The organism is Thermaerobacter litoralis, assembly GCF_054654595.1.
In genome coordinates this window covers 399,122-424,935 of sequence record NZ_BAAIES010000008.1, presented here as the reverse complement: position 1 = coordinate 424,935, position 25,814 = coordinate 399,122, and the positions used below count along the sequence as shown (strand labels likewise).

The following is a 25,814-nucleotide window of genomic DNA, read 5'->3' as shown; positions in this document are numbered from 1 at the left end:
GGTCGCCGGGAACCCCTCGCCATCTTGAGTCAGGGAGCGCGGACCGCGCCATCGTCCTTCCGGGAGCCCTTCCGGGAGCGAGGACGCGGTCCGCCTGTCTTCAGAGGGCGGCCTTGGCCGGGTCGGGCAGGTGGGCCAGGACCTCGGCGGGATCGGGCAGGTAGCCCAGATCGGGTGCCCGCCAGGTCCAGCGCACGATGCCGCCGGGGTCCAGGACGAACACGACCCGGTCGGCGAACTCGCCCAGGCCCCAGCGGGCGATGGCGACGCCGTAACGCCGGATCACCCGCCGGTTGTAATCGCTGGCGAGGGGGAAGGGGACCTGGTACCGCTCGCCCCAGGCCTCGAGGGTGAAGGGGCTGTCGGTGCTGATGCCCACCACCTCGGCCCCGCGCCGGGCGAAGTCGGCATACCGGGCGGTGAACGCCTCGATCTCGTTGCAGCACCCCGGGCTGAAGGCGAAGGGGAAGAAGAGCAAGACCGCGGGCCGTCCCCGCAGGTCGGCCAGGCGCAGCCGCCGGTCGCCGGTGCCGGCCAGCGGCAGCGCGAAGTCGGGCGCCGGCTGGCCCGGCCGGGGCATGCGGAACCGCAGCCAGGCCTCGCGGCCGCGCTGCCAGAGGCCGGGTTCCGCCGGGACCTCGGGGTGGGCTCCACCCGCCGGGACCTCGGGGCGGGTTCCACCCGCCGGCGAACGGCCGGCGCCGGGCGCCGTCACAGGCCCACCCCCGGGGCGTTCAGCTTGTAGCCGTGGCCCCGCACGGTCAGGATCCACTCCGGCTGGCTGGGGTTCCGCTCCAGCTTCTCCCGCAGGTGGCGCACGTGGACGTCGACGGTGCGCGGGTCGCCGAAGGACTCCTCGCCCCAGACCCGGTCGAGGAGCTCCTGCCGGGAGAAGGCCCGGCCCGGCTCGGCGGCCAGGGTGGCCAGGAGCTTGAACTCCGTCGGCGTCAGCTGGACCCGCCGGCCGTCCCGGTACACCTCATGGCCGGCAAAGTCGATCAGGAAGGGCCCCACCTGCTGGCGCCGGCCCTCGGTGCGGCGGAGCAGCGCCTTGATGCGGGCCACCAGCTCCCGGGGGCTGAAGGGCTTGGTGACGTAGTCGTCGGCCCCCAGCTCGAGCCCCAGCACCTTGTCGATCTCGCTGTCTCTGGCCGTCAGCATGAGGATGGGCGTCTGGACGCCCCGCTCCCGCAGGTGGCGGCACAGGGTGAAGCCGTCGGTGTCGGGCAGCATCACGTCCAGGATGATCGCCTGGGGGCGCCGCTCCTCCAGGCGGCGCAAGGCTTCGGTCCCGTCCCGGGCCAGGACGGGCTCCAGGCCGTTGCGCCGCAGGTTGTAGGCCACCAGCTCCAGCAGGGACTCCTCGTCGTCGACCACCAGCACCACCGGCCCCTGGGGAGGCGGGCTGTCGCCCCGGGGCTCCGCGGCGGCCGGGACCGGGCCGGCGTCCCGGCCCGGTGGGGTCCTGGAGGTGGCCGGTTCATCCCGGACGAACCGGCTCATGGGGCCTCCCCGCCCGCCAGCACCGCGCCCCGGGCCTCCATCTCCGCCAGGGCCCGCTGCCCGTCGCCCGGGGTGACGTCCACCGCCCGCACCGCGGGCACCAGCACGGTGACCTGAAAGCCCTCCCGCAGGCCGTCCAGGACGGTGGCGCGGACGCAGTAGTCGGTGGCCAGCCCTCCCACGTAGAGGTGCCGGACGCCCCGCTCCCGCAGCCAATCGGCCAGGGTCACCTCCGGGCGCACGTCCCGCTCCCCTTCGGCCAGGGCGCCGTCGAAGCCGCTATAGGCCTCCCGGTCGGGGTCGAAGCCCTTGCGGAAGACGGTGCCCTCGACCCGCAGGGCGGGGTGGAAGGCGGCGCCGGGGGTGCCCTGGACGCAGTGGACCGGCCACGGGCCACCCCGGGCCCGGAAGCTGACGTGGTCCTGGGGGTGCCAGTCCTGGGTGTAGACCACGGTCCGGCCGGCGGCGCGGAAGGCGGCGATCCACCGGTTCAGCGGCGCCACCACCTGGTCCCCCGCGGGCACCGCCAGGGCCCCGCCCGGGCAGAAGTCGTTCTGGACGTCGACCACCACCAGGGCGGCCGTGGGATCGGCCGCCGCCGCGGCAGGGTCCGGCGGGTGGGACGGGTGGACGTCCTGGTGGTCCTGGCGCTCCATGCGGCCTGCCCCCCTCGTGCCCGGCTGCCGTCCGGCGCCGTCGCGGCGCGGGACGCGGCGCCCTTCGCCTCAGCGGCACCATTCGCTTCAATTATATATCGGCTCCATCCCGGCCAGGATCCGGGCCACCTCCGGCCGCGAGTACTCGGGGGGCGGCAGCTCCCCGGCCGCCAGCATGGCCCGCACCCGGGTGCCGCTGAGGATCACCCGCTCGGCGTCCCCGTGGGGGCAGGTCCGGGTGGTGGCCATGCCGCCGCACCGCCGGCAGTAGAAGGCGTGCTCGAACTTCAGCGGCGTGATGCCCAGTTCTTCCGGCGCGAAGCGGTCGAACAGCCGCTGGGCGTCGTAGGTGCCGTAGTAGTTGCCCACGCCGGCGTGATCCCGGCCCACGATGAAGTGGGTGCAGCCGTAGTTCTTGCGGCAGAGGGCGTGGAAGAGCGCCTCCCGGGGCCCCGCGTAGCGCATGGCCGCCGGGAAGACGGCGAAGAGGACCCGCTCCAGCGGGTAGTAGTGGCGCAGCAGCTCCAGGTAGCAGCGCAGCCGCACCGGGGCCGGCACGTCGTCCCGCTTGGTCGGCCCGACCAGGGGGTGGAGCAGCAGCCCGTCGACGATCTCCATGGCCACCTTCTGCAGGTACTCGTGGGCGCGGTGGACGGGGTTCCGGGTCTGGAATCCCACCACCGTCCGCCAGCCGCGGCGGTCGATCTCCCGCCGGGTCTGCCAGGGGGTCAGGCGATAGGGGGCGAAGACGTCGCCCTGCCCACCGGCCTCCCTAGGGCCGGCGCCGGTTCCCGCCCGGCCCCCGCCGGTGGCCGTCCCGTCGCCGCGGGCCGGTTCCTCCGCCCCCAGGAGCGGGAGCGGCAGCTCGCCCGCACCGGGGCCCTGGGGCAGCGGGCGGTCCGGCCGGCCGATGAACCAGACGGGACCGCCCACCAGCACCTCACCCCGGCGGTACAGCCGGGCCACCCCCGGGTGGGCCTCTTCCGTGGTGCCAAACACCGCCCGGGCCTCCCGCTCCTTGTCGTAGGGGAAGACGTCCCGCACCTCCAGCAGGGCGACGGGCCGGCCCCCGGCGTCCACCAGGGCGACCTCCTCCCCGTCCCGCAGGCCGGCGGCCTCCTCCCGGCGCAGCGCCAGGGTGACGGGCAGGGGCCAGACCACCCCGCTGGCCAGCCGCATGCCCTCGACGACGGCCTCGTAGTCCCGGCGATCCATGAAGCCCGTCAGGGGGCTGAAGGCGCCGGTGGCCAGGAGCTCCAGGTCGGCCGCCGCCAGCTCGTCCAGGGGCAGCTGGCGCAGGCTGGCGGCGCGGGCCTGTGCCTCTTGCCGGGCGGCGCCCTCTAAGACGCGCCAGACCAGGGTGCCGCCGTGGGGTGGAACGGGCCCCGGGACGGCGGGCGCCCCGGGCGGCGCAGCGGCCCGGGCGGCGGAAGCCCCGGCAGGGACGGTGGAAGCCCCGGCAGGGACGGAGGGCGCCCCGGCAGGGACGGCGGGAGCGGCGGCTCCGGCCGCCGCTCGGGACCGCAGGGCAACCCCCAGGGGGCGGCCGTTCCCGGACGAACCGGCACCCTCCCGGGCGGGCCGGCCGGGCTCGCCCGCGCCGGCGACGGCGGCCTTCGCGCCGGCGGCCCCCGCGCCATGGGCGGCGGCCCCGCCGGCGAACGCGGACCCGGCCGCCCCGGCCGCCGGGATGTAGCCGCGTTCTTCCAGCAGGGCGAGGACCCGGCGGGCGCTCTCGGCCACGGTCTCCCGGGCGGTGTCGCAGGTCAGGTCGGGGGCCGCGGGCTCCTCGTAGGGGGCGTCGATCCCGGTGAAATCGCGGATTTCACCGGCCAGGGCCTTGCGGTAGAGGCCCTTGGGGTCCCGCTCCACCAGGACCTCCAGCGGCGCCTGCAGGAACACCTCCAGGTAGTCGCCGATGGTGCGGCGAGCCTGTTCGCGGCTGTGGCGATAGGGGGCGATGACGGCCACCAGGACGATCACGCCGTGGCGGGTCAGGGTGGCCGCCACCCAGGCGGCCCGCTCCACCTGACGTTCCCGGTCGGCGGGGGTGAAGCCCAGGTCACGGCAGAGGGTCTGGCGCAGGACGTCGCCGTCCAGCACCTCCACCGGGAGGCCCCGGGCCCGCAGGCGGGCCGCCACCTCCCGGGCCAGCGTCGACTTTCCGGCCCCTGGAAGGCCGGTAAACCATACGGTGACCCCGCGGTGGGGCAAGGTCGGACACCACCTTTCGGCGATCGATGCCGGTTCCTCAGAGGGCCAGTTCCAGGCTGCGGACGGCGGCCCCGCCGGGCCCCAGATCGAGGACCAGCCGCCGGCCGCCGGCCTCGATGGCCAGGCGGTAGCGGCCGGGGCCGGCCGCCGTCAGCCGCAGGGCCTCCAGGGGCAGGCCCTCCAGGCCCTGGCAGGCCCCGTTGACCTGGGCCAGCTGTTCTTCCAGCCGGCGGCCCGGCGGGGTGCGCCGGTAGACCTCCCCCAGGGCCTGTTCCTCCCGAGGGCCATAGCGGGCGGCGATGCGGCCGCTGGCCAGCACCAGGTGCAGAAGCTCGCCCAGGGCGGGCAAGAGGTCGTCGGGGACGGTCCCCTCCGCCGCCGCCTCCGCCAGGCGGCCGTAGTGCTGGCGAACGGGCTCCCTTTGGGCCTGGGCGGCGACGGCGGACGCTTCCTCCTGGATGATGGCGGCGGTCTCGGGCTGCAGGCGCACCGGCACGGGAATCCCTCCTTGGGCGTTGGGCGGGGATGGGGCGGGGGTGGGGCCTTGGGGCCGGCGGGTCAGGAGCCCTCCGGCCCTTCGCCCTCCAGGTGGCCGTCCAGGTCGTGGCCCAGGATCGCCTCCACCTCGTGCTCGAACCCGCCCGTCTCGATGGGGCAGTGCATGCCGCACTCCTTGGGGGCGTCCTTCTCCCACCACCAGCGGCCGCTGCGGGGGTCGGCGCCCGGTTCCACCGGCCGGGTGCAGGGGGCGCAGCCGATGCTGGTGTAGCCCCGGTCGTAGAGGGCGTGGTAGGGGACGTCGTTCTGGCGGATGTAATCCCACACGTCCTCGTCGCTCCAGTCGGCCAGGGGGTTCAGCTTGACCAGGCCGCCGTGATCGTGGTCGATCTCCACCTTGCGGATGTTGGCCCGGGTCGCCCACTGGGCGCGGCGCAGGCCCGTCACCCAGGCGTCGAGCCCGTCCAACACCCCCTGCAGGGGCAGCACCTTGCGCAGGTGGCAACAGAGCAGGCGCAGGTTCACGTCGCGGTAGAACAGGTTGATCCCGTGGCGGCGGACCATCCGGCCGATCAGCACGGGATCCGGCATCACCACCTCCACGGCGATGCCGTAGTGCTCCCGCACCCGGTCGATCAGCTCGTAGGTCTCCTGGGGCAGCCGGCCGGTGTCCACGGTGACGACCCGGACCTGGGGGTCGATTCGCCACGCCATGTCGATCAGCACGCTGGCCTCAGCCTGAAAGCTGGAGATCAGGGCCAGGCGCCGGTTGCCGAAGCGCTCGAAGGCCCACTCCAAGAGGTCCTCCGGCTCCTTGTCCTCGAAGTGGACGGCCCACTGGCCGGCCTCGTAGTCGTCCATCACGTCCCGGCGGGTCGGCGGGGTGATGCCTGCGGGTTGCAACCAGGCCACCTCCTCTTGTCAAGCGCCCCTGTGCAAGCGCCCCCGTGTCCTTGCAGGGCGAGGGCGCTTCCCCCGTCCTTGCGGCGTGCTTCCCGTGTTCTTGCAAGCGCGCTTGCCCCGTCCTTGCGGCGCGCTTCCCCCGTCCTTGCAAGGGCGCTTCCCCCGTCCTTGCCGAGGGCTCTCCTCCGTCAGCAGAGCGCTTCAGTCGCCGGCCCCGGCGGCGGCCTGGGGCGGGGTTCCCCCCGGCCGCCCCTCCATCACGGCCAGCAGCTCGTCGTCGCCATGGCGGTGGAAGAAGGCCTGGGGCGACTCGCCCGGGCGGCGCCGGGTCAGGTAGAACCCGACCAGCCGCTCCACGTAGCCGGCCAGCTCGCCGGCCGGCACCCGGCGGGCCACCGGCCGGCCGATGGCCGCCTCCGGGCCGAGCCCGCCCCGCAGCAGGATGTCGTAGGCCGGGATCTTCTCGCCCCGTTCGTCCCGGGCCGTGGTCCCCTGGATGCCGATGTCGCCCACCCAGTGCTGGCCGCAGGCGTGGGGGCAACCGTCCAGGTGGATGTGCAGGTCCTCGACCGCCCGGCCGAAGCGGGCTTCCAGCCGCTCCACCAGCCGCACCAGCTGGGGCTTGGTGTCACCCACGGCGTAGTTGCAGTGGGGGTTGCCGGTGCAGGCGATGCTGTGGCCCCGGACCGGGTTGACGTCCAGGGCAAAGCCCAGATCGGCCATGGCCGCCACCACCCGGTCCACGTCGGCGGCCGCCACCCCGGTGATGATCAGGTTCTGCTCCCGGGTAAACCGCACGTCTTCACCGTGGGCTTCGACCAGGTCGGCGACGGCGACCATCTGCTCACCGCTGATGAGCCCCGGGAAGACGGGGAAGCCGATGTAGTACCGCCCCTCCTGCTTCTGGGGATGGATCCCCAGGTGTCCCGTGCGACCGGCGGGCCGGGGTACCTCGGCCAGCGACGGCAGCGGGCGGCCCAGCCGCTCCTCGATGCGGCGGCGGATGGCCTCGGGGCCGTGGTCCTCCACCATGAACTTGAAGCGGGCCTTGGCCCGGTTGGCCCGGTAGGTCAGGTCGAAGCGCCATACGTCCAGCAGCGCCTGGAGGAAGGCGGTCAGGTCCTCGGCCGGGACGAACACGCCCAGGGGGTCGGCCAGCCGCGGGTAGGTGGACAGGCCGCCCCCCACCAGCACGGCGAAGCCCGGCCGGCCGTCGACCACGGTGCCCACCAGGCCCACGTCGTGGATCTCCGGCGCGTTGCACTGGTGGGGGCAGGCCGACAGGGTCCACTTGTGCTTGCGCGGCAGGTCGCTGTACTCGCGGTTGTGGTAGAAGAAGTCCGCCAGCGCCCGCACGTAGGGCCGGGTGTCGAAGAGCTCGCCGGCGTCGATCCCCGCCACCGGGCAGCCGGTGATGTTACGCAGGATGTCGCCGCACGCCCCCGCGGTGGTCAGCCCGTGCTGCCGCAGGAGGTCGAAGATGGCCGGTACGTCCTTGAGCTCGATCCAGTGGATCTGGATGTTCTGGCGGGTCGAGATCTCACCGCTGTTGCGGCCGAAGCGCTGGGAGATCTGGCCGATCACCCTTAGCTGCTGCGGGGTGACGATGCCCCCCGGGATCTTGACCCGCATCATGAAGGTGCCGACCTTGGGCTTGTCGTGGTAGAGCCCCCACCACTGCAGGCGGAGGATGTCGTCCTCCGGCACGTCCTCGTAGTGGGTGGCCGCGAGCCGCGGCAGCTCGTCCAGCAGGTCGAAGGGCAGCTTCTCGTGCTTGACCCGCTCGACGTAGTTGCGCCGGCGGACCTCCTCCCAGGTCAGGGGCCGCCGCTCCCGCCGCGCCCTGCCCGGCCGGTGGCCCGCGGCGGCCGCCGGCGATGCCGGGTCCGGCGAGGGCTCGGTACGGGCCGGGCCGCCGGGCGGGACGGGGCCGGCGGGATGACCGGGACGGGTCGGGTCGGACGGCCGGTTGGAACCGTTCATGGCGGTCACCTCCTGGCGATCTCGGCCGGGGAGCCCAGCGGTGCCGGTTGCTGGTCCCGCGGGGCCCAGGGCGGGTCCTCGGGCGGTGCCGGTTCGTCCGCCCAGGCGGCCACCGGACCGATCACCCACACCGCCGGCGCCTCCACGGCGACCTGGCCGGCGGCCACGGCGCCCAGGGTCGCCCGGACCACCCGCTGCTGGGGCCAGCCGGCCCACTCCACGAAGGCGCAGGGCTCGCCGGGCGGCCGCCCGGCCTCGATCAGGGCCTGGGCGGTCGCCTGGCGGTTCGCCACGCCCATCAACACCACCAGGGTGTCGGCCGCCGCGAGCCGCGCCCAATCCTGGGACGAACCGGCCTGGCAGTGGCCGCTGGCCACGGTGAAGGACGACGCCACCCCGCGCAGGGTCAGGGGGATCCCCGCCAGGGCCGGGGCGGCCACCGCCGAGGTCACGCCGGGCACCACCTGGACGGGGATGCCGCGGCGGCGGAGGGCGGCCAGTTCCTCCCCACCCCGGCCAAAGACCATGGGATCGCCGCCCTTGAGCCGCACCACCACCCGGTGGCGCCGGGCCCGGTCGGCCAGCAGCTCGATGATGGCGTCCTGGCTGCAGGGCGGCGCCGCCTCGCCCGACCCCGCGTGCCGGGGCGCCTTGCCGACGGGGATGCGCTCGGCGCCGGGCCTCACCCGGGCCAGGATGGCCGGCGACACCAGCCGGTCGTAGAGGACGCAGTCGGCCTCGGCCAGCAGCCGGGCGGCCCGCAGGGTGAGGAGCTCGGGGTCACCGGGGCCGGCGCCCACCAGGTAGACGGTGCCGGGGCCGTCCCGGTGCGGCCGGCCGCTCGCCGGCGCCTGCGGCGGATCAGCCGGGGCCGCAGGCGGGGCCGCGGCCGGCGGGGCGGGTTGGATGTGGTTCGCCGCCGCCGCGTCCAGCAGGTCTTCCAGGAGCCGCCGGGCCCCCGGCTCGTCGCCGTGGCGGATCCGCTCGAGCCCCTCAGAGTCCACCATGCGGTACCAGAGGGCCCGGCGCTGCTCTGGATCGGGGATGCGGGCGGTCACCGCCGGGCGCATCGAGCCCAGCAGGGCGACCCAGGCGGCGTACTCGGGCCCCAGCTCCCGGGCCAGCCGGTCCCGCAGCCGGGCGGCCAGCGCCGGGCTCTTGCCGCCCGTGCCGATGGCCACCACCAGGTCCCCCTGGCGGTGGACGGCGGGCAGGATGAAGCTGCAGTGGGGCGGGTCGTCGACGGCGTTGAGCCACAGGTGACGGCGGTCGGCTTCGTCGCGGATCTGCCGGTTGAGGCTGGGATCCTCGGTGGCCGCGATCACCAGCATGAAGCCGTCCAGGTCGCCGGGCCGGTAGTCCCGCCGAATCCAGCGGATCCGGCCCTCGGCCGCCCAGCGGGCCAGGGCCTCGGTGCCGTCTGCGGCGATCAGCGTCACCCGAGCCCCGGCGGCCAGCAGCCCCCGCACCTTGGCCTCCGCTTCGCCGCCTCCGCCCAGCACGACGCACGGCCGGTCCCGCAGGTCGAGCATGACGGGGTAGTAGGGAATGGAACCGGGCGTGATGCCATCCCGTTCCGGAGCCAGCGCATCGGTATGCATCGGTGTTCCTCCCGCCCGCGTCGCTCTCCATCCCGATCCCGGGGGGCCATGGGCTGCGACCGGTGCGCTCTATTCCTTAAAAATACGAGTGAGTTAATTAACTTAGTCTCCATTGAAGGGCGCCGGGCGGCTCGTGTCAAGGTCCTGCAAATTCGGCCATGGCCCGGCAGGAGTTCCCGTCCGGGTCCCGAATAGCAGTTCCCAACGCCCGGGCCGGATCCCGTGGGGGCTCCCACAACCCGGCGCCCGGGCGCCATACAGCCCGACAGCAGCACCCTATCGAGAGTGGCCGAGGGACGGGCCCGATGACGCCACGGCAACCGGCCGCCGGACGGCAGCGGCACGGTGCCAATTCCCGCGGGAGGCGGCTCCCGGGAGATAGGGAAAGGCGAGCCACCCTCTCCCCCTCCCGGAGGGGGTTTTTCATTTCGTGCCGGCCCCTTGGACCCACCGTGGACGCCGGCAGAGGAGGCGAGGATGGATGGCGCTGGCGACGAACCTGGGCTTTCCCCGCATCGGCGCGGGGCGGGAGCTGAAGCAGGCCCTGGAGGCCTACTGGGACGGCCAGATCCCGGCCGGCGAGCTGCTCCGCACGGCGGCCGCCCTGCGCCGCCGCCACTGGGAGCTGCAGCGGCAGGCGGGGATCGACGTGGTGCCGGCCGGGGACTTCTCCCTCTACGACCACGTGCTGGATACCGCCTGCATGGTGGGCGCCGTCCCCGCCCGTTACGGGTGGGATCCGGCGGGCGGCGGCGAGGTCCCGCTGGACGTCTACTTCGCCATGGCCCGGGGGACGCCCGGCCAGGGCGTACCGGCTCTGGAGATGACCAAGTGGTTCGACACCAACTACCACTACATCGTGCCGGAGCTGGCGCCGGACCAGACCTTCCGCCTGGCCTCCCGCAAGGTGGTGGAGGAGTTCCGCGAGGCCCGGGCCCTGGGCTTGGCGGCCCGCCCGGTGCTTCTGGGGCCGGTGAGCTTCCTGCTGCTGGCCAAGGTGCGGGAGGCGGCGGGCGTCCCCTCCGGCGCCCGGCTTGCCCTGCTGGACGGCCTCCTGCCCGTTTACGGGCAGGTGCTGCGGGAGCTCCAGGCCGCCGGGGCCACCTGGGTCCAGCTGGATGAGCCCTTCCTGGCCCTCGACCTGGACGAACCGGCCCGGGCCGCCTTCCGGCGGGCCTACGCCGCGCTGGCCCAGGCGGCCCCCGGCCTGAAGCTGTTCCTGGCCACCTACTTCGAGGGGCTGCGGGACAACCTGGAGCTGGCCCTGAGCCTGCCCGTGCAGGCCCTGCACCTGGACCTGGTGCGGGATCCCGGCCAGCTGGAGCAGGTGCTCGCGGCCGGCGTGCCGCCGACCCTGCACCTCTCCCTGGGAGTGGTCGACGGCCGCAACGTCTGGCGGGCCGACCTGGAGGCGGCCCTGGAGGTCTTGGAGCGGGCCCGGCAGGCGCTGGGGCCCGAGCGGATCTTCGTCGCCCCCTCCTGCTCCCTGCTGCACGTGCCCATCGACCTGGAGCTGGAGACGGCGTTCGACCCGGAGATCAAGGGCTGGCTGGCCTTCGCGAAGCAGAAGCTGGAAGAGGTGGCCGTCCTCACCCGCGCCCTGAACGAAGGCCGGGCGGCGGTTGCCGGCGCCCTGGCCGCCAGCCGGGCGGCGGTGGCGGCCCGCCTTGGCTCGCCGCGGCGGACCCGGCCCGAGGTGCAGGCGCGGCTGGCCCGGCTCGGTCCCGGCGATGCCCGCCGGCGGTCGCCGGCCCCCGAGCGGCGCCAGCGCCAGCGGCAGCGCCTCGGGTTGCCGGTTCTTCCCACCACCACCATCGGGTCGTTCCCCCAGACGCCGGAGCTGCGGCGGCTGCGGGCCCGCTGGCGCCGGGGCGAGATCGACGACGCCACCTACGAGGCGGGCCTGCGGGACGAGATCCGGCGGGTGATCCGGCTGCAGGAGGAGCTGGGGCTAGACGTGCTGGTCCACGGCGAGCCCGAGCGCAACGACATGGTGGAGTACTTCGCCGAGCAGCTGGAGGGCTTCGCCTTCACCCGCCACGGCTGGGTCCAGAGCTACGGCAGCCGCTGCGTCAAGCCGCCCATCCTCTACGGCGACGTGGCCCGGCCCGGCCCCATGACGGTGAAGTGGATCACCTACGCCCAGTCCCTGACGGACCGGCCGGTCAAGGGCATGTTGACGGGGCCCGTCACCATCCTGCAGTGGTCCTTCGTCCGCGACGACCAGCCGCGGGAGGTGACCTGCCGCCAGATCGCCCTGGCCATCCGCGACGAGGTCCAGGACCTGGAGGCGGCGGGGATCCGGGTCATCCAGATCGACGAACCGGCCTTCCGCGAGGCCATGCCCCTGCGCCGGGCGGATCAGCCGGCCTACCTGGCCTGGGCCACCGAGTGCTTCCGCCTGGCCACCGGCGGCGTGGGGGACGAGACCCAGATCCAGACCCACATGTGCTACGCGGAGTTCAACGACATCCTGGACGCCATCGCCGCCCTGGACGCCGACGTGATCCTGATCGAGGCCTCCCGGTCGGGGATGGAGCTGCTGGACGCCTTCGTGGAGCACCGCTACCCCAGCGACATCGGCCCCGGCGTGTACGACATCCACTCGCCCCGGGTGCCGCCGGTGGAGGAGATCAAGGTTCTGCTGCGCAAGGCGGCGGCGGTCCTGGATCCCGGCCAGCTGTGGGTGAACCCCGACTGCGGCCTCAAGACCCGCCGCTATCAGGAGGTGGAACCGGCCCTGCGGCACATGGTCCAGGCGGCCCGGGAGCTGCGGGAGGAGGGGCTGGCGGCCGCGGCGGCCGGCAGCCGGTGACGGCGGCCCCTTGAGCGGGCCGGGCTGTCCCGGTCGGGTTCGTCCGGCGTCCTGGCTTGACAACGATCGACAACGGGCCGGCGACGTTAGCGGTCCAACGGCAAGGCCTTCCCGGTGGGGGAAGGCCTTTTTGTGCAATGGAGTCAACAGGCGCTGGCCAAATGGGTGAACCCTGTCGAATGATTTCAGGTGATTTAGATGGGTTACAGTTTCACGGCGGGCTCGTTCGTGACCATTCTTTTTTGTCCGTGCCCATACCATAAAAAGGTCAAGCCCAACGAATTCCCTAATTACTAAACGTCCATTCAGTCGGTCTGGGGGAGGGGGAGCATGCAGCGCAAGGCACAGGCCCGCCGCTGGCGACGGCCGGTGGCCTGGGTGGCCGGCGTGGCCCTGGTGGTGGCGGTCGCGGGCGTCGGGCTGGAGGGGTGGCGATCGACGGCGCTGGCGGCCGGTCCGCGCCTGCCCGGGTCGGACAAGGTCCTGGAGACGACCCAGGGGCTTCTGGCCACCGGCGGTAACACCGCCCGGGATGCCGCGGGCGAGGCCACGGCGACGGTGACCGCAGCGGCCGGGACCCTGTCCGGGGCGGCGGAGACCGTGACCGGGACGGTGAGTGGCGCGGCCGGTGCGGTGACGGCGACGGCCGGTCCGGTCCTGGACCAGGCGGCGCAGGGGGCGGACCAGGCCGGCGAGACGGCGGAGCAGCTGGGCAGCGCCCTGACCGGCGGCTCGGCCGGCGACGCGGTCGCGGGGACGCTGACCCAGGTCGGGCAGGCCGCCGGTGAGGCGGCCGGGACCCTGGCCGGGGAGGAGGCCGGATCCCTGGTCCAGGGCGTGGCGGAGACCGCCGCCGGTGCGGCCGGTACGGCGGTGAACACCTTGACGGGGACCGCCCAGACCCTCCTGCCGTCCTCCGGCAGCGGCGGGGAAGAGGGTGGCGACCAGGACGGCGGACCGTCCCTCAACCTGCAGATCGGGGACGAGAACGTGGAGGTCAGCCTGGACGGCGGGCTGCACATCCGCCCCGATCCCACCGGCGGGCTCCTTTCGGGCGGCGGGGAGCAGGAGAGCGGCCCCGGCAGCGGCGGCGGAGCCGGTTCGTCCGGTGAGGGGGACGGGGAGCCGGGGCGGGTCGATCTGCCGACGGGGGCCATCACCGGCCTTATCTGCGACGCCTTGAGCGGGCTGCCCATCCCCGGCGCCACCGTGTCGGTGGAGGAGGACCGGGGCGTCGACCTGGGCGTGGCCAAGACCGACCTGGGCGGTCGCTTCAGCCTGGACATCGGCCGGAGCGAGGGCGGCCGGCTGACCATCACGGCCAGCGCCGGTGGCTACACCGTGGCCACGGCGGGCCCCATCAGCCTGGGTCCCGACGGCACCGCCACGGTCAAGGTGTGCCTGCAGCGGGCCAGCACGGGGCCGGAGAACCCGCCGGGCGACAACCCCGGGGACGGGGAGGACGGCGGTCCCACCCCGCCGGCCGGCGGCAACCCGGGACCTGGGCCGGGACCGGGCTCGGGCGGATCTGGTGGCTCGGGCGGCTCCGGCGGCGGCCCGGGCGGCGGCGCCGGCGGTTCCGGCGGGGGCGGCTGGGGAGACCTGCCCTTCACCGGTGGAAACGGGCTGGCCTTCCTGCTGGCGGGTACCCTGGCGGCCGGGGCCGGCCTGGCCCTCCGCCGCTGGGCGATCCGCACCGGGGCGATGGCCCGGGCGGCCGGCCCGCAGCTGGACGCGGCGGCCGACGGCAAGGCCCCGGCCCTTGAACCGCCGGTTGGGGGCCGACCCGTTCCCTGACAGGTCCGTACAGATTCCGTTCGGTTGGGAGGCGGAGGCGCCGTGGCAAGGGGGTCTCGACGCCGCGGGTGGGCAGCCCTTCTGGGCTGGGTCCTCATCGGGGCGGGCGCGGCCCTGGCCACGGCGCCTGCCCTGCAGGGGGCCTACGGGGCCGGCTGGCAGGCCCACCTGCGGGCGCAGCTGGCGGTGGAACGGGGCGGGGGCGGCCTGGCGCCGCCGGCCGGTCCCTGGCCGGGGCCGGCCGCGGGGCCTGGCGAGCCGGGGGGCGCCGGGAGCGCGGGCCGGCCGGAGGCACTACCGGGCGGGCCGGGGGGCAGCGGTGAAGGCCCGGCCGGCGGCGGCGGGGTTGCGCCCCGGACGGCCGGGGAGGAAGGGGCCCGCGGCACGGCGGCAAGCCCGGCCCCGGGGGTCGGGATCCGGTGGGCGGACCGGCTCTGGGGGTCCCCGGCCGTGGTGACCCTCCTGGAGCTTTTGGGCCGCTGGATCGCGGCCCTGGAGCGGGTGCTGTCCGCGTTGCTCCGGCTGCTGGTCCGGCTGGGGGTGCCCGAGGGATGGCTCGCCTGGTGGTGGGACGACCCCGCCGTGGCCGGTCCCGGCGGCCCGGGGGCCGGTGCTGGGGCGGACGCCGCCCGGGCGGGTGGGGGCGGGGTGGGCGGTGCCGGCGGCGCCGGCCCAGAGGCCGGCGGGGTTGCGCCGGGGCAGGCCGTGGCCCGGCTCGTCATCCCCCGGGCGGGGGTCGACGCCGTCGTCCTCTACGGGACGAGCCGGCCCGTGCTGGCCCGGGGCCCGGGCCTCTACCCCGAGGGCGACCTGCCCGGTCCCGGTGCCCGGGTCGCCATCGCCGCCCACCGGACCACCTACGGCGCCTGGTTCCGCCACCTGGACCGGCTGCGCCCCGGGGACGCCATCGCCCTCTGGTACGGCGGGCGCTGGTACCGCTACCGGGTCGACCGCCTCTTCGCCACCCGCCGGGACGACTGGCCCGCCGTCCTGAACGGGCCGCGGCCCGGGCTCATCCTGACCACCTGCCACCCGCCCGGCTCGTCCCGCCAGCGGCTGGTGGTGTACGCCATCCCGGCCGGCGGCTAGGGACGCCCCACGGCGTCCAGGGCGCCCAGTTCCGCCAAGGTCGCCGCGGCCCGCTGCCGGGCCTCGGCCAGGGGCAGGTCCGAGGGCCCCTCCAGGGCCTGCTCCAGGTCGGCCGCCAGGTCCTCCACCGCCTCGATCCCCACCGACAGCCGCAGGAGCCCGGCGTCGATGCCCAGCCGTTCCCGCAGGGCCGGCGGCATCTCCTTGTGGGTCGTGCTGGCCGGGTGGGTGATCAGGCTCTCCACCCCGCCGAAGCTCTCGGCGAAGAGCACGAGCCCCAGCCGCTCCAGCACCCGGTCCACCTGCCCGGGATCCCGCAGGCGGAAGCTCAGCATGGCCCCGAAGCCGCCCGCCTGCCGGCGGCAGCGGTCGAAGAAGGGGCTGGAGGGCAGCCCCGGGTAGTACACGGCCGCCACGGCGGGATGGGCCGCCAGCCAGTGGGCCAGGGTCAGGGCGTTGGCCTGGGCCCGGGCCATGCGCAGGGCCAGGGTCTTGAGCCCCCGCAAGGCCAGCCAGGCGTCGTGGGGCCCGAGGACGCCGCCGGTCACCGTGCGGATGGAGGCCAGTTCGTCCGCCAGGGCCGGGCTGGCCGCCACCGCGATCCCGGCCACCAGGTCGTTGTGCCCCGCCAGGTACTTGCTGGCGCTGTGGACCACCACATCGGCGCCCCGGGCCAGGGGCCGCTGGAACAGGGGCGTGAACAGGGTGGAGTCGACCACGAGCCAAAGGCGGCGCGCCCGGCAGAGGGCGGCCAGCCCGTCCAGGTCGGCCACCCGCATCAGGGGGTTGGTCGGGCTTTCCACCAGGACGGCCCGGGTCGCCGGCGTCACCGCCGCTGTCACGGCGGCCGCGTCGGTGGTGTCCGCCAGGGTGTAGGCGATGCCCAGGTGGCGGAACAGCTCCTCCAGGACCCGCCAGGTGTGGCCGTACAGGTCTTCCGTGACGACCAGGTGGTCGCCGGGCCGGAACAGGTGGAGGACCGCCGTCAGGGCGGCCATGCCCGAGGCGAAGGCCAGGGCGGCGAAGCCGTCCTCCAAAGAGGCCAGCGCCGCCTCCAGCGCCTCCCGGGTGGGGTTGTGGAGCCGGCTGTAATCCCAGCCGGTGGTCTGGCCGGGCCCGGGGTGCTCGTAGGTGGCGGTCTGGTAGATGGGGACGGCGACGGATCCGGTGCGGGGGTCGCGGCGCACGCCGGCGTGGACCACCTGGGTGGCCGGGTGCAGGGGCCCCGCGGGGCCGGGTTCAACCGGCATGGGGACGCACCTCCTCCCTGGGGGCGGTCGCCGCCGAGGGGCCCGCCGGTTGCGGCGGGGACGCCGGCGAGACCGGGTCGAACCGGGCCCGCAAGCGGCGGACGAACTCGGCCACCGGTTCCGTTTTCCCATAGGAGACGACCACATAGATCCCGGCGATGTAGGGCCGGGCCGCCTCCACCACCGCCTCGGCCAGCTCCAGGCCGACCTCCAGACCCCGGTCCCCGGCCCGGTCGAGGGCCTCGCGGATGGGGGCGGGGATGGTGATCCCCGGCACCTGGTGGTGCAGGTAGTGGGCGTGGCGGCCGCTGTGCAGGGGCATGACGCCCATCACCAGGGGGACCGGGCAACCGCCCAGCCGGTCGAGGACCCGCTCCAGGGGCTCCACCTCGTAGAGGGGCTGGGTCATGACGAAGTCGACCACGCCCACCGCCAGCTTGCGGCGAAAGCGGTCCAGCTCCCGGTCCAGGTCCTCGGCACAGGGGCTCAGGGCGCAGGCGACGGTGAACTCGGCCGGCGCCCCCAGGGCGTTGCCCTGGGGGTCTTCGCCCCGGCGCAGGGCGGCCAGGATCTCCAAAAGGCCGATGGAGTCGACGTCGTACACCGCCGAGGCCCGGCTGGTCCCCAGGCGCGGGTGGTCGCCCGTCAGGGCCAGCACGTTGCGCACGCCCAGGGCGTGGGCGGCCAGCAGGTCCGCCTGCAGGGCCATGAGGTTCCGGTCCCGGGTGGTGCAGTGCATGATGGCGTCGACGCCGGCGCTGCGGACCAGGAGGGCGCCGGCCAGGGCCGCCATGCGCGGCCGGGCCATGGGGCTGTCCCCCACGTTGACGGCGTCGGCCCCGGCGGCGGCCACCGTCCGGGCGTCGGCCAGGAACTTGGTGGCCACCGGCCCGCGGGGCGGGTCCAGCTCGACGCTGATGACGAACCGGCGGCCCAGCTTCTCCCGCAAGGGGGCCGGGCTGCCGCCGGGGGAGGCGGCCGGCGGTTCGGGCCGGGCGGGGCCGGCGACGGTGCCGTTGCCTTGCGGCCCAAGGCCGCCGCGGACCTCGAGCCGCACCGCCCCTGGAAGGGCTTCGGCCGTGGGGGAGGATCCGGCGGGCTCCGCGCCGGGCCAGGGCCGCCCATCCGGGCCGATCCCCTGGGGGGCCCCGCCGCGGGCTTCCAGGCGGGTTCCCAGGCCGGCCCCCAGGCGAGCTCCCAGGCGGGCCCCTAGATGGGCCAGTTCGTCCCCCGTGAAGGCGCCCGCGCCGCCCACCCAGCCGACGCCCAGGAGGAACAGGCCGTCCCACCCACCGGCGGCGCCATGAAGGGCGCCCTCCGCACCATCCCCTGGGCCATCAACAGGATGCAGGTGGCCTGGGGCCCCCGGATCGCCCGGCGCGGCGGGCCCGATGGGACCGCCGGCCGTCCCCAGGGCGACCCACAGGGGACCGCTCCACCCGGCCCGGCGCAGGGCTGCCAGCCAGGGCACGGCCGTCTCCGGCCCGGCGGGCGCCACCACCCCCAGGGCGTCGGGCCAGCCCGCGGCGGCCAGGATCCGGAGCCCCTCCCGCACCCGGTCGGGGGCCGCCTCCGGCCCGGCGCCGTCCGCGTGCCAGAGGACCCCGGCCGGCAGCCGGGACGCCTCCCGGACGGCGACCAGGGCCGCCACCGCCTCCCGGGGATCGGCGGCCTCGATCCAGAACAGGTCGACGCCCCCCGCCAGCAGGCCGGCCACCTGGCACCGGTACGCTTCCTGCAGCGCGCCCGGCTCGGCCGCCTCTCCGCCCGCCGCCGGGGAGCGCCGGGTGGGCCCGGGGCCGAGGAACCCCGCCACCAGGCACGGCTGGCCGGCCAGTTCCCGGGCCGAGCGGGCCAGCTTGGCCGCCTGCAGGTTGATCGCTTCGATCCGGGCCGCCGGCGTCCGGGGAAGCCAGGCCGGGCTGGCCCAGCGGGTGTGGGTCCGGATCAGGCGGGCGCCGGCCCGGAGGGCGGCCAGGTGGACGGCCTCCACCCGCCCCGGCGCGGTGAGGGGCCAGGGGGCCAGCTGCTCCGCCGCCGCGGCCTCCAGGGCGGCCGGTTCGTCCGGGGCTGCTCGCCCGGCGGACCCGCTCGCCCCGCCTGGCCGGGCGGGGCCGAGGAGGCCGGCCTCGAGAGCCAGCGTCCAGCCGGGGTCGCCGTCGGCCAGGGCGGCGCAGGGCAGGAAGGCCCCCAGCGGGCGGAAGGCGACCGCCGCCAGGGGAGCCGGTTCGTCCGTCGCGGGCAGGCCGGCGGCCGTTCCGGCGTGCCGTGGCATGGGTTCCGTCACCCCGATCCTCACCTCCCGTGGCCAGGTCCCTCGCGGGACCGGGTCCACCGCGGTCGCGCGAGGTCCCCGAGCGGCAAAGGAAAAGCCCCTTCCGAAGGAGGAAGGGGCTTGGTCGTCGACTGGGTTCCCCGTTCCCCCTTCTCTCATCTCTCGGCTCCTCTCGGAGCCGCGGGAGTTGGCACCGCACGACGGAGTCGCCGGTTGCCGCGGCGTCATCGGGCCCGTCCCTCGACCGCTCTGGATAAGAGAGGGGTTGGCCGGCAGGCCGGCCGGGTGCGTTGTCAATGGAGATTACGCACAGTATAGCCGGGTTCCGCCAAGGGGGCAACAGGTCAGATGCGATTTCCTTCGTTACAATAGAGGGCGTGGTCGTGGTTTGGAACGAGGGCCGGCGGTGGGGATCACAGCCCCGCGCCAAGGCCCGCGCCGAGACGGGGGAATGGACGGGTGCATCCTACGGACGAACGCAGCCCGGCCCAGGCGCCTGCGGGGGAGGCTGCGAGCCCGGCCGGGACGAGCCCGGCCCCGGCCGCGGGGCCGGCGCCCCAGGGGATGCCGGTGCCGGGAGAGCGGTCCCGCTCCTGGCGCCTTCTCTTGAAGGCCTGGTACCAGGCCAGCCGCCCGCACCTCAAGCCCGTCACCATCATTCCGGTCCTGGTGGGCATCCTGGTGGCGGGCGGGGAGGGCCACTTCGACCCCTGGCTGGCCCTGCTGACCCTGCTGGGCAGCCTGGCGATCCACGCCGGCACCGACATGGCCAACGACTACTTCGACTACATCATGTACGAGGGCGACGCGCCCTTCACCGGCGGCAGCGGCGTGATCCAGGCGGGGTGGCTCAGCCCCGACAGCCTGCGCCGCGGCGCCTGGACCACCTTCGGCTTCGGCGCCCTGGTGGGCGGGTACCTGGCCGCCCGCACGGGCTGGCCGGCCCTGGCCTTCGGCCTCCTGGGCATCGCCAGCGGCCTCTTCTACACGGCGCCGCCCATCCGCTACGGGTACCGCGGCCTGGGCGAGCTCATGGTCGGCCTGAACATGGGGGCCGTGCTGGTGCTGGGGTCCTACTACGTCCAGGCCCGCGGCCTCTCGGTGGAGGCCCTCATCGCCTCCCTGCCCCTGGTCTCCCTGGTGGCGCTGATCCTCTACGCCGAGTCGATCCACGACATCGAGGAGGACCGGGCCACCGGCAAGATGACGGTGGCCGCGCGCCTGGGGGAGACCCGGGCCCTGCGCCTCTACTTCGGCTGGGTGGCCGCCACCGTGGTGCTGATCGTGGTGGGTGTGGCGGCCGGCCGGCTCCCCGCCCTGGTGCTCATCACCTTGATCCCCGCCGCCCGGTGCCTGCGCCAGGCGCCCGCCTTCCTCGCCCGGCCGTACCGGCACCAGGACCTGTACCGGCTGGGCCGGCTCGCCCTGGGGCTGTACAAGGCGGCCGGGGCCTCCCTGGTGGCCGGCTATGCCTGGTGGTGGGTGCGGGCGGCCACCGGCTTCTGAGGCGGGCGGATTCCCAGCCGGTCGCGGTGGGGCCGATGGCGGAGGGGCTTTTCGTTGACGCCGCCAGGCGGCGTCCCGCGCCGCGCTGCGGGGCCCGTTCCCGGCCGGGAAGGCGGCCGGGAAACCGGCCCCGGAAAGGGTCGCTCGATGGGCAAGGGTTCCGGCAGGGATTTCCCCCCGCGTCACGAACCAACGTGGTTGGGGTCGCCGGTGAATGAACGTTCACCCAGAGTTCGCCGGCGGCGCCACCCTTTGCCTTTCAGCCTTGGATTCGGCTCGGATCCGAACGATCAGAGGGATGACACCATTGGCCAGGGAAGCACCCCAGCTGGCGTCCCTTGCGGGACCCGTCAGCCGCGATCTTGACCGGTTGCATGCCCGCGCCCGGGACCACGCCCGGCGCGGGCGCCGCCCGTCGGTGGTCAGCTTCACGGTCGCCGCCGAGGACCTGGATCCCGTCGCCCTCTTTGAAGGGGCGGCCGTCCTCACCCGGGAAAGGGCCCTGTGGTCGGCGCCGGGGGAGGCGATGGACCTGGTGGCCCTGGGGGCCGCCGGCATCCTGGAGACCGGAGCGCCCGGGGGTGGAGCCGGCCTCGCTGCTGCAGCCGCGGGAAGCCATGGGCCCGCGGGGGGCCACGGCCGGGGCCCGGACGGGGACCCGCCCGGCGGCCCGGGTGCCGGTCCCTCCGCCGGCCGCGACCCGGTGGCCGGGTTCGCCCCCGTCGCCGGCGCTGTCCTGCGCGCTGCGGCCGCCGGGCTGGCCGAAGCCTGGCAGGCCCTCTGCGAGGGGGCCCTGGTGGACGCCCCCCACGGCGTTTGGGGCACGGGACCGGTGCTGGTCGGCGGGTTCCGCTTCGACCCCGGCGCCCCGGTCGATCCCCTCTGGACCGGCTTCCCTGCCGCCCGCTTCGTCTTGCCGGAATTGCTGGTGACCCGGATCGGCGGCGCCACCTGGCTGACCTTCAACCGGGTGGTGGTGCCCGACGGCGCGGGCCCCCAGGCGGCGGGAGAGGGGGGCCCGGCCTGGGCCTTCCCCGGCGGCATCCGGCTCACGGTGCCGCCCGCGGCCACCACGGCCGCCGGGGAGCGGGGCCGGCGCTGGCTCTCCTTGCTGGCCGTGGCCGCCGCGGTGGGGCGCCGGCAAGGGGGGTGGACGCCGGCCGGCCCCGGCCCGTCACCGCTGGGGCCGGCGGCGTCCGGCGATTCCCCGGGCGCGGGCGCGGCCGCCCCGCAGGGGAGCCTGCCGCCGGGAACGGCGGGGCGGCAGGCCCCAGGGCCGGTGCGGGCCGAGGCCACGCCCGGGCGGGAGGCCTGGGAGGCCATGGTCCGGGCGGCCCTGGAGGCCATCGCCGCTGGCGAGCTGGAGAAGGTCGTCCTGGCCCGGCGGCTGCACCTGGTGGCCGGCGCGGCCTTCGACCCGGGCACGGCCCTGCGCCGGCTGAAGGCCCGCTATCCGGAGTGCTTCGTCTTTGCCGTGGCGCGGGACCGGGCCGTGTTCCTGGGCGCCACGCCGGAACGGCTGGTCCGGCTGCGGGGCGGCCGGCTGGAGACGGCGGCGGTGGCCGGTTCCACCGGGCGGGGCGATACACCCCAAGCCGACCGGGCCCTGGCCCGGGCCCTGCTGGAGAGCCCCAAGGAACGGGAAGAACACGCCCTGGTCGTCCGCATGCTGCGGGAGACCCTGGCGCCGGTGTGCCGGCGGCTGGAGGTGCCGGACGAGCCCCGGGTGCTCACCCTGGCCAACGTCCAGCACCTTTACACGCCCATCGCCGGCCAGGTGGATGGCGTCACGATCCCCCAACTGGTGGGCCGGCTCCATCCGACGCCGGCCCTGGGCGGCTGGCCGCGGGAGGTGGCCCTGGCGTTCATCCGCCGGTGGGAGGGCGGCAGCCGGGGCTGGTACGCCGGGCCGCTGGGCTGGTTCGACCACCGGGGCGAGGGGGAGATGGCCGTCGCCATCCGCTCCGGGCTGGTGCGAGGGACGGAGGCCTGGCTGTTCGCCGGCTGCGGCGTGGTGGCGGGATCCGATCCCGAGCGGGAGTGGCAGGAGACGCGCCTGAAGCTCCAGCCGCTGGCGGCGGCCCTGGGGGTGGAAGCCGGCGCCGGGGAGGTGGAGCGGGGTGACTGAGCCTTGGGCGGGAACGGTCGCGGCCGGTGCAGGGGGCGCATCCGGCCCTGCTCCTCAGGCGCGCGCCCCGGAAGGCCCAGGGCCGGCGGCGACGGCCACGGGCCGTTCCGGGATCACGGCCCGCGCCGGGGCCGGTGACCTTGCCGGGCAGGGCAGCCCCGCCGGGGGTGGCAGCCTGGGCGGGGCCGGCGGCGCCGCGGCGCCCGACCGGGGACGGACGAACCTGGCCTGGGCCCTGGCCCTCCTGGACGGCCTGGTCCGAGCGGGCGTCGAGCACGTGGTCGTCTGCCCGGGGTCGCGGTCGACGCCGCTGGCCCTGGCCGCGGCGCGCCATCCGGGGGTGCGGCTTTGGGTGCAGCTGGACGAGCGCTCGGCCGGCTTCTTCGCCCTGGGCCTCGGGCGCGCCACGGGCCGGCCGGCCGCCGTCGTCGCCACGTCGGGCACGGCGCCCGCCAACTTCTACCCGGCGGTCATCGAGGCGCGCTACGGCCGGGTGCCGCTGGTGGTCCTGTCGGCCGACCGGCCCCACGAGCTGCGGGAGTTGGGTGCCTCCCAGACCGTCGACCAGACCCACCTCTACGGCCGGCACGCCAAGTGGTTCGCGGACCTGCCCCTGCCCGAGGACGACCCGGCCGTCCAGGCCTACGTCGCCCGGCTGGCTACCCGGGCGGTGGCCGAGGCGCTGGCCGCCCCCGCGGGTCCCGTGCACCTGAACGTGCCCTTCCGGGAGCCCCTGGTGCCGGCCGCAGAGGGGGACGAACCGGCCCGGAGGGGGCCGGCGGCCGCGCCGCCGGGCGGTGCCGTCCCGGCTCCGCGGGCCGCCGTCGAGCCGCGCCTGGCCCCCGCGGCCCTGACGGAGGGCCAGGCCGACGAGCTCTTTGCCCTTCTGGCCGGGGCGCGGCGGGGGCTCATCGTCTGCGGCCCCATGTCACCGGTGCTGCCGCTGGAGCCGGGAGCGGGGCTCGGTGGCGGCGGCGGGGCGCCTGCCAGCGCCCGGGAGGAGCCGCCCCTGGCCGCGTCGGTGCTGCGGCTGGCGGCGCGCCTCGGCCTGCCCGTGCTGGCCGACCCCCTGTCGGGCCTGCGGGGCGGGCATCCGGCCGCTGAGGCCATGGGGCCCGCGACCGGCGGACAGGGCCGCGCCACGCCGCCGGCCGGCACCACGCCGGCGGGCGGCACCGCGGTCGCGGTCAGGCCGGCTGGGACGCTGCCGGTCGCCGGGACCCCGGCGGCCGAGGCGGCCGATGCAGATGCACCGGTCGCTGGCGCACCCGCGGGCGGCGCCACGGGCCGCCCGCCCGCGGCCGCGCCGGTTCCCGGCTCGCCCCTCATCGACGCCTACGACGCCTTCTTGCGGGATCCGGACGTCGCCGCGGCCCTGGAGCCCGACGTGGTCCTCCGGCTGGGCGGGGCGCCGGTGTCCAAGCCCCTGGCCCAGTTCCTGGAGCGCCACCGGGATGCCGTCCAGGTGATCGTCGACGAGGGCGGCTGGCCCGACCCCGGCCACGTCGCCGTCCAGGTGGTGCGGGCCGACCCGGTCCGGGCCACGGCCCAGCTGGCCCGGCGGGCCGAGGAGGCGGTGGGTGCTGGAGCTGGGGTGGCTGGTTCGTCCCGGTCCTGGCTGGCCCTGTGGCAGCGCCTCAACGCTGCGGCCCGGGACGCCATCGCCCGCCAGCTGGCGCGCTGGGACGAACCCGCCGAGCCGCGGGTGGTGGACGAGCTGGCCCGCCGCCTGCCGGAGGGGGCGGTGCTGTTCGCCGGCAACAGCATGCCGGTCCGGGACGTGGACACCTTCTACCCCGCGACCCCGCGCCGGGTCCGCATCCTGGCCAACCGGGGCGCCGCCGGCATCGACGGCGTGGTGTCCACGGCCGCCGGGGTGGCTGCCAGCGGGGAAGGGCCGGTGGTCCTGCTGATCGGCGACCTGTCCTTCTACCACGACCTGAACGGGTTGTGGGCGGCGGCGCGGTATCACCTGCCCCTGCTGGCGGTGGTGGTGAACAACGACGGCGGGGGGATCTTCTCCTTCCTGCCCCAGGCCCGCCTGGACCCGGCGGAGTTCGAGCCCCTCTGGGGGACGCCCCACGGCCTGGACTTCCGCCATGCCGCCGCCCTGTACGGCTTCGCCTACCGCCGGGTGGAGACCTGGCCGGACTTCGCTGCCGCGGTGGAGGAGGCCCTGGCGGGGGGGATGCCGGCCATCGTCGAGATCCGGACGAACCGGCCGCGCAACGTGGAGCACCACCGCCAGGTCTGGGAGGCGGTGGCCCGCGCCGCGAAGACGGTGCTGGCAGGGGCCGCCCTTACGCCACCCGGGCCCCGGGATGTTCCCCATGGGGGCGGGGAGCCCGGCGATCGGCCCGGGGCCGCCGGGGTGGGGCGGCGGGTGCCGGGCGGGCCGGCCGCAGGGACCGGCGAGGCCGGCCGGTGGGACCCGGGCGCGCCGCCCACAGGGATCGGCGGGGCCGGGCGGCCGGAACCGGGCGAGCCGCCCCAAGGGGCCGCCGGGGCCGCCCGGCGGGAACCGGGCGAGCCGTCCGCACGGACCGGCAGGGCCAGGGTTGACGCCGCCCGGGCTGCCGCCGGGGCGGACGGCGGCGAAGGGCCGGCCCGGGGACCTGGCCCCAAGGGGCCGGTGGCGGGGACTCCGGTGCCGGAGGCATCCGTCGGGACCGGATCCTTCACGGCCGCGTTCGTCCGGGTGCGCGGCGCCCGCTACCACGTGGTGGCGTCGGGCGGTCCCGGCGTCGGGCCGGGGGGCGCAGGGGTCGCCCGCCCCCGGCCGGTGGGTCACCCCGAACCGGCGCTCCTGCTCCACGGCTTCACCGGCAGCGTCGCCACCTGGGCGGGGGTCTGGGAGGCCCTGGCGGAGGCGGGGCCGCTGCTGGCCGTCGACCTCCTGGGCCACGGCCGCTCGGCGGCGCCGGCCGATCCCCGCCGTTACCGCATGGAGGAGCAGGTGGCCGACCTCCTGGACCTGCTGGACCGGCTGGCCGTCGAGCGGGTTCACCTGGTGGGCTACTCCATGGGCGGCCGGGTGGCCCTGAGCTTGGCGGTGGCGGCGCCCCAGCGGGTGGCCTCCCTGGTGCTGGAGTCCGCGTCACCCGGCCTGGCCGATCCCGCCGAGCGGGAGGCGCGGCGCCGCAGCGACGAGGACCTGGCCCGCCGCATCGAGGAGGAGGGCCTCGAGGCCTTTGCCCGCTCCTGGGAGGCGCTGCCCCTCTTCGCCGGCTTGCGGCAGCTGCCGCCGGCCGCCCAGGCGGCCGTCCGGGCCACCCGCCGGGCCCAGCGGCCCCGGGGCCTGGCCAACAGCCTGCGGGGCATGGGGGCGGGAGTCCAGCCGCCCCTCTGGGACCGGCTGGCCGGGCTGCGGGTGCCCGTCCTCTGCCTGGCGGGCGGGGACGACGCCAAATACGTCGCCCTGGCCCAGGCCATGGCGGAGCGGCTGCCGCGGGGCCGGGCGGTCGTCGTACCGGGGGCCGGTCACACCGTCCACCTGGAGGAACCGGCCGCGTTCGTCAAGGAGGTGAGAGCCTTCTGGAGCGAGCACCGGTGAAGCCCGGGCGACCCTGGCCGCAAGGCCGCACCGGCCCGGCCCG

16 protein-coding genes and 2 riboswitches are annotated in these 25,814 nt (G+C 75.8%); of the genes, 6 read left to right on the top strand and 10 right to left on the bottom strand.

Annotation, left to right across the window (positions count from 1 at the left end; genetic code table 11):
- Positions 1-100: 100 nt before the first annotated feature.
- The 8 genes from ACYQ02_RS06975 to cysG all read right to left on the bottom strand — a co-directional run bounded on the left by ACYQ02_RS06975 (position 101) and on the right by cysG (position 9,358).
- The gene (locus tag ACYQ02_RS06975; protein ID WP_460039717.1) at positions 101-715 is read right to left on the bottom strand and encodes a redoxin domain-containing protein; all 615 of its coding nucleotides are present in this window, start codon (positions 713-715) and stop codon (positions 101-103) included.
- Positions 712-1,503, bottom strand: a complete 792-nt coding sequence (locus ACYQ02_RS06970; protein ID WP_460039716.1) for a response regulator transcription factor — start codon at positions 1,501-1,503, stop codon at positions 712-714. Before ACYQ02_RS06970 ends, ACYQ02_RS06975 begins: the two co-directional genes overlap by 4 nt.
- On the bottom strand, positions 1,500-2,159 hold the full coding sequence (gene pncA, locus ACYQ02_RS06965) for a bifunctional nicotinamidase/pyrazinamidase (protein ID WP_460039715.1): 660 nt from the start codon (positions 2,157-2,159) through the stop codon (positions 1,500-1,502). The genes ACYQ02_RS06970 and pncA overlap by 4 nt, the downstream gene beginning before the upstream one ends.
- An 87-nt stretch (positions 2,160-2,246) precedes the next feature.
- Positions 2,247-4,373, bottom strand: a complete 2,127-nt coding sequence (cysC, locus tag ACYQ02_RS06960) for an adenylyl-sulfate kinase (protein WP_460039714.1) — start codon at positions 4,371-4,373, stop codon at positions 2,247-2,249.
- 37 nt (positions 4,374-4,410) lie between these two features.
- Entirely contained in the window at positions 4,411-4,869 is a 459-nt protein-coding gene (locus tag ACYQ02_RS06955; protein ID WP_460039713.1) for a hypothetical protein, read from the bottom strand.
- Positions 4,870-4,931: 62 nt separating this feature from the next.
- Positions 4,932-5,774: a phosphoadenylyl-sulfate reductase gene (locus tag ACYQ02_RS06950; protein ID WP_460039712.1), complete on the bottom strand. Its 843-nt coding sequence runs from the start codon at positions 5,772-5,774 to the stop codon at positions 4,932-4,934.
- 201 nt (positions 5,775-5,975) lie between these two features.
- On the bottom strand, positions 5,976-7,757 hold the full coding sequence (locus tag ACYQ02_RS06945) for a nitrite/sulfite reductase (RefSeq protein WP_460039711.1): 1,782 nt from the start codon (positions 7,755-7,757) through the stop codon (positions 5,976-5,978).
- 5 nt (positions 7,758-7,762) lie between these two features.
- Entirely contained in the window at positions 7,763-9,358 is a 1,596-nt protein-coding gene (gene cysG, locus ACYQ02_RS06940; RefSeq protein WP_460039710.1) for a siroheme synthase CysG, read from the bottom strand.
- Positions 9,359-9,631: 273 nt separating this feature from the next.
- A riboswitch (SAM riboswitch) is annotated at positions 9,632-9,743 on the top strand.
- Between the two features lie 96 nt (positions 9,744-9,839).
- On the opposite strand from cysG, the gene metE reads away from it, so the two are divergent.
- From metE to ACYQ02_RS06925, 3 genes are all read left to right on the top strand, one after another.
- Positions 9,840-12,173, top strand: a complete 2,334-nt coding sequence (gene metE / locus ACYQ02_RS06935) for a 5-methyltetrahydropteroyltriglutamate--homocysteine S-methyltransferase (RefSeq protein WP_460039709.1) — start codon at positions 9,840-9,842, stop codon at positions 12,171-12,173.
- A gap of 330 nt (positions 12,174-12,503) precedes the next feature.
- Complete coding sequence (locus tag ACYQ02_RS06930) at positions 12,504-13,970, top strand: carboxypeptidase-like regulatory domain-containing protein (RefSeq protein WP_460039708.1); 1,467 nt, start codon at positions 12,504-12,506, stop codon at positions 13,968-13,970.
- Between the two features lie 42 nt (positions 13,971-14,012).
- On the top strand, positions 14,013-15,059 hold the full coding sequence (locus ACYQ02_RS06925) for a class E sortase (protein WP_460039707.1): 1,047 nt from the start codon (positions 14,013-14,015) through the stop codon (positions 15,057-15,059).
- Here ACYQ02_RS06925 and ACYQ02_RS06920 read toward each other — a convergent pair.
- A complete protein-coding gene (locus ACYQ02_RS06920) occupies positions 15,056-16,309 on the bottom strand; it encodes a trans-sulfuration enzyme family protein (protein ID WP_460039706.1) in 1,254 nt (417 codons plus the stop codon). The genes ACYQ02_RS06925 and ACYQ02_RS06920 overlap by 4 nt on opposite strands.
- On the bottom strand, positions 16,299-18,596 hold the full coding sequence (locus ACYQ02_RS06915) for a methylenetetrahydrofolate reductase (protein WP_460039705.1): 2,298 nt from the start codon (positions 18,594-18,596) through the stop codon (positions 16,299-16,301). The genes ACYQ02_RS06920 and ACYQ02_RS06915 overlap by 11 nt, the downstream gene beginning before the upstream one ends.
- Positions 18,597-18,736: 140 nt before the next feature.
- Positions 18,737-18,844: riboswitch (SAM riboswitch) on the bottom strand.
- 199 nt (positions 18,845-19,043) lie between these two features.
- Here ACYQ02_RS06915 and menA point away from each other — a divergent pair.
- The 3 genes from menA to menD all read left to right on the top strand — a co-directional run bounded on the left by menA (position 19,044) and on the right by menD (position 25,771).
- Positions 19,044-20,090 (top strand): 1,4-dihydroxy-2-naphthoate octaprenyltransferase, encoded by a 1,047-nt coding sequence (gene menA, locus ACYQ02_RS06910; RefSeq protein ID WP_460039704.1) that lies wholly within the window; start codon positions 19,044-19,046, stop codon positions 20,088-20,090.
- 298 nt (positions 20,091-20,388) lie between these two features.
- Complete coding sequence (locus ACYQ02_RS06905; RefSeq protein WP_460039703.1) at positions 20,389-22,218, top strand: isochorismate synthase; 1,830 nt, start codon at positions 20,389-20,391, stop codon at positions 22,216-22,218.
- Positions 22,211-25,771, top strand: a complete 3,561-nt coding sequence (gene menD, locus ACYQ02_RS06900) for a 2-succinyl-5-enolpyruvyl-6-hydroxy-3-cyclohexene-1-carboxylic-acid synthase (protein WP_460039702.1) — start codon at positions 22,211-22,213, stop codon at positions 25,769-25,771. The genes ACYQ02_RS06905 and menD overlap by 8 nt, the downstream gene beginning before the upstream one ends.
- Positions 25,772-25,814 lie beyond the last annotated feature (43 nt).

Excerpts from the sequence above, each read along its gene's own strand:
- ACYQ02_RS06930 (WP_460039708.1), top strand. The coding sequence starts at position 12,504 with ATGCAGCGCAAGGCACAGGCCCGCCGCTGGCGACGGCCGGTGGCCTGG.
- metE (WP_460039709.1), top strand. The coding sequence starts at position 9,840 with ATGGCGCTGGCGACGAACCTGGGCTTTCCCCGCATCGGCGCGGGGCGG.
- cysG (WP_460039710.1), bottom strand. The coding sequence starts at position 9,358 with ATGCATACCGATGCGCTGGCTCCGGAACGGGATGGCATCACGCCCGGT.
- ACYQ02_RS06905 (WP_460039703.1), top strand. The coding sequence starts at position 20,389 with ATGACACCATTGGCCAGGGAAGCACCCCAGCTGGCGTCCCTTGCGGGA.
- ACYQ02_RS06920 (WP_460039706.1), bottom strand. The coding sequence starts at position 16,309 with ATGCCGGTTGAACCCGGCCCCGCGGGGCCCCTGCACCCGGCCACCCAG.
- ACYQ02_RS06945 (WP_460039711.1), bottom strand. The coding sequence starts at position 7,757 with ATGAACGGTTCCAACCGGCCGTCCGACCCGACCCGTCCCGGTCATCCC.
- ACYQ02_RS06970 (WP_460039716.1), bottom strand. The coding sequence starts at position 1,503 with ATGAGCCGGTTCGTCCGGGATGAACCGGCCACCTCCAGGACCCCACCG.
- pncA (WP_460039715.1), bottom strand. The coding sequence starts at position 2,159 with ATGGAGCGCCAGGACCACCAGGACGTCCACCCGTCCCACCCGCCGGAC.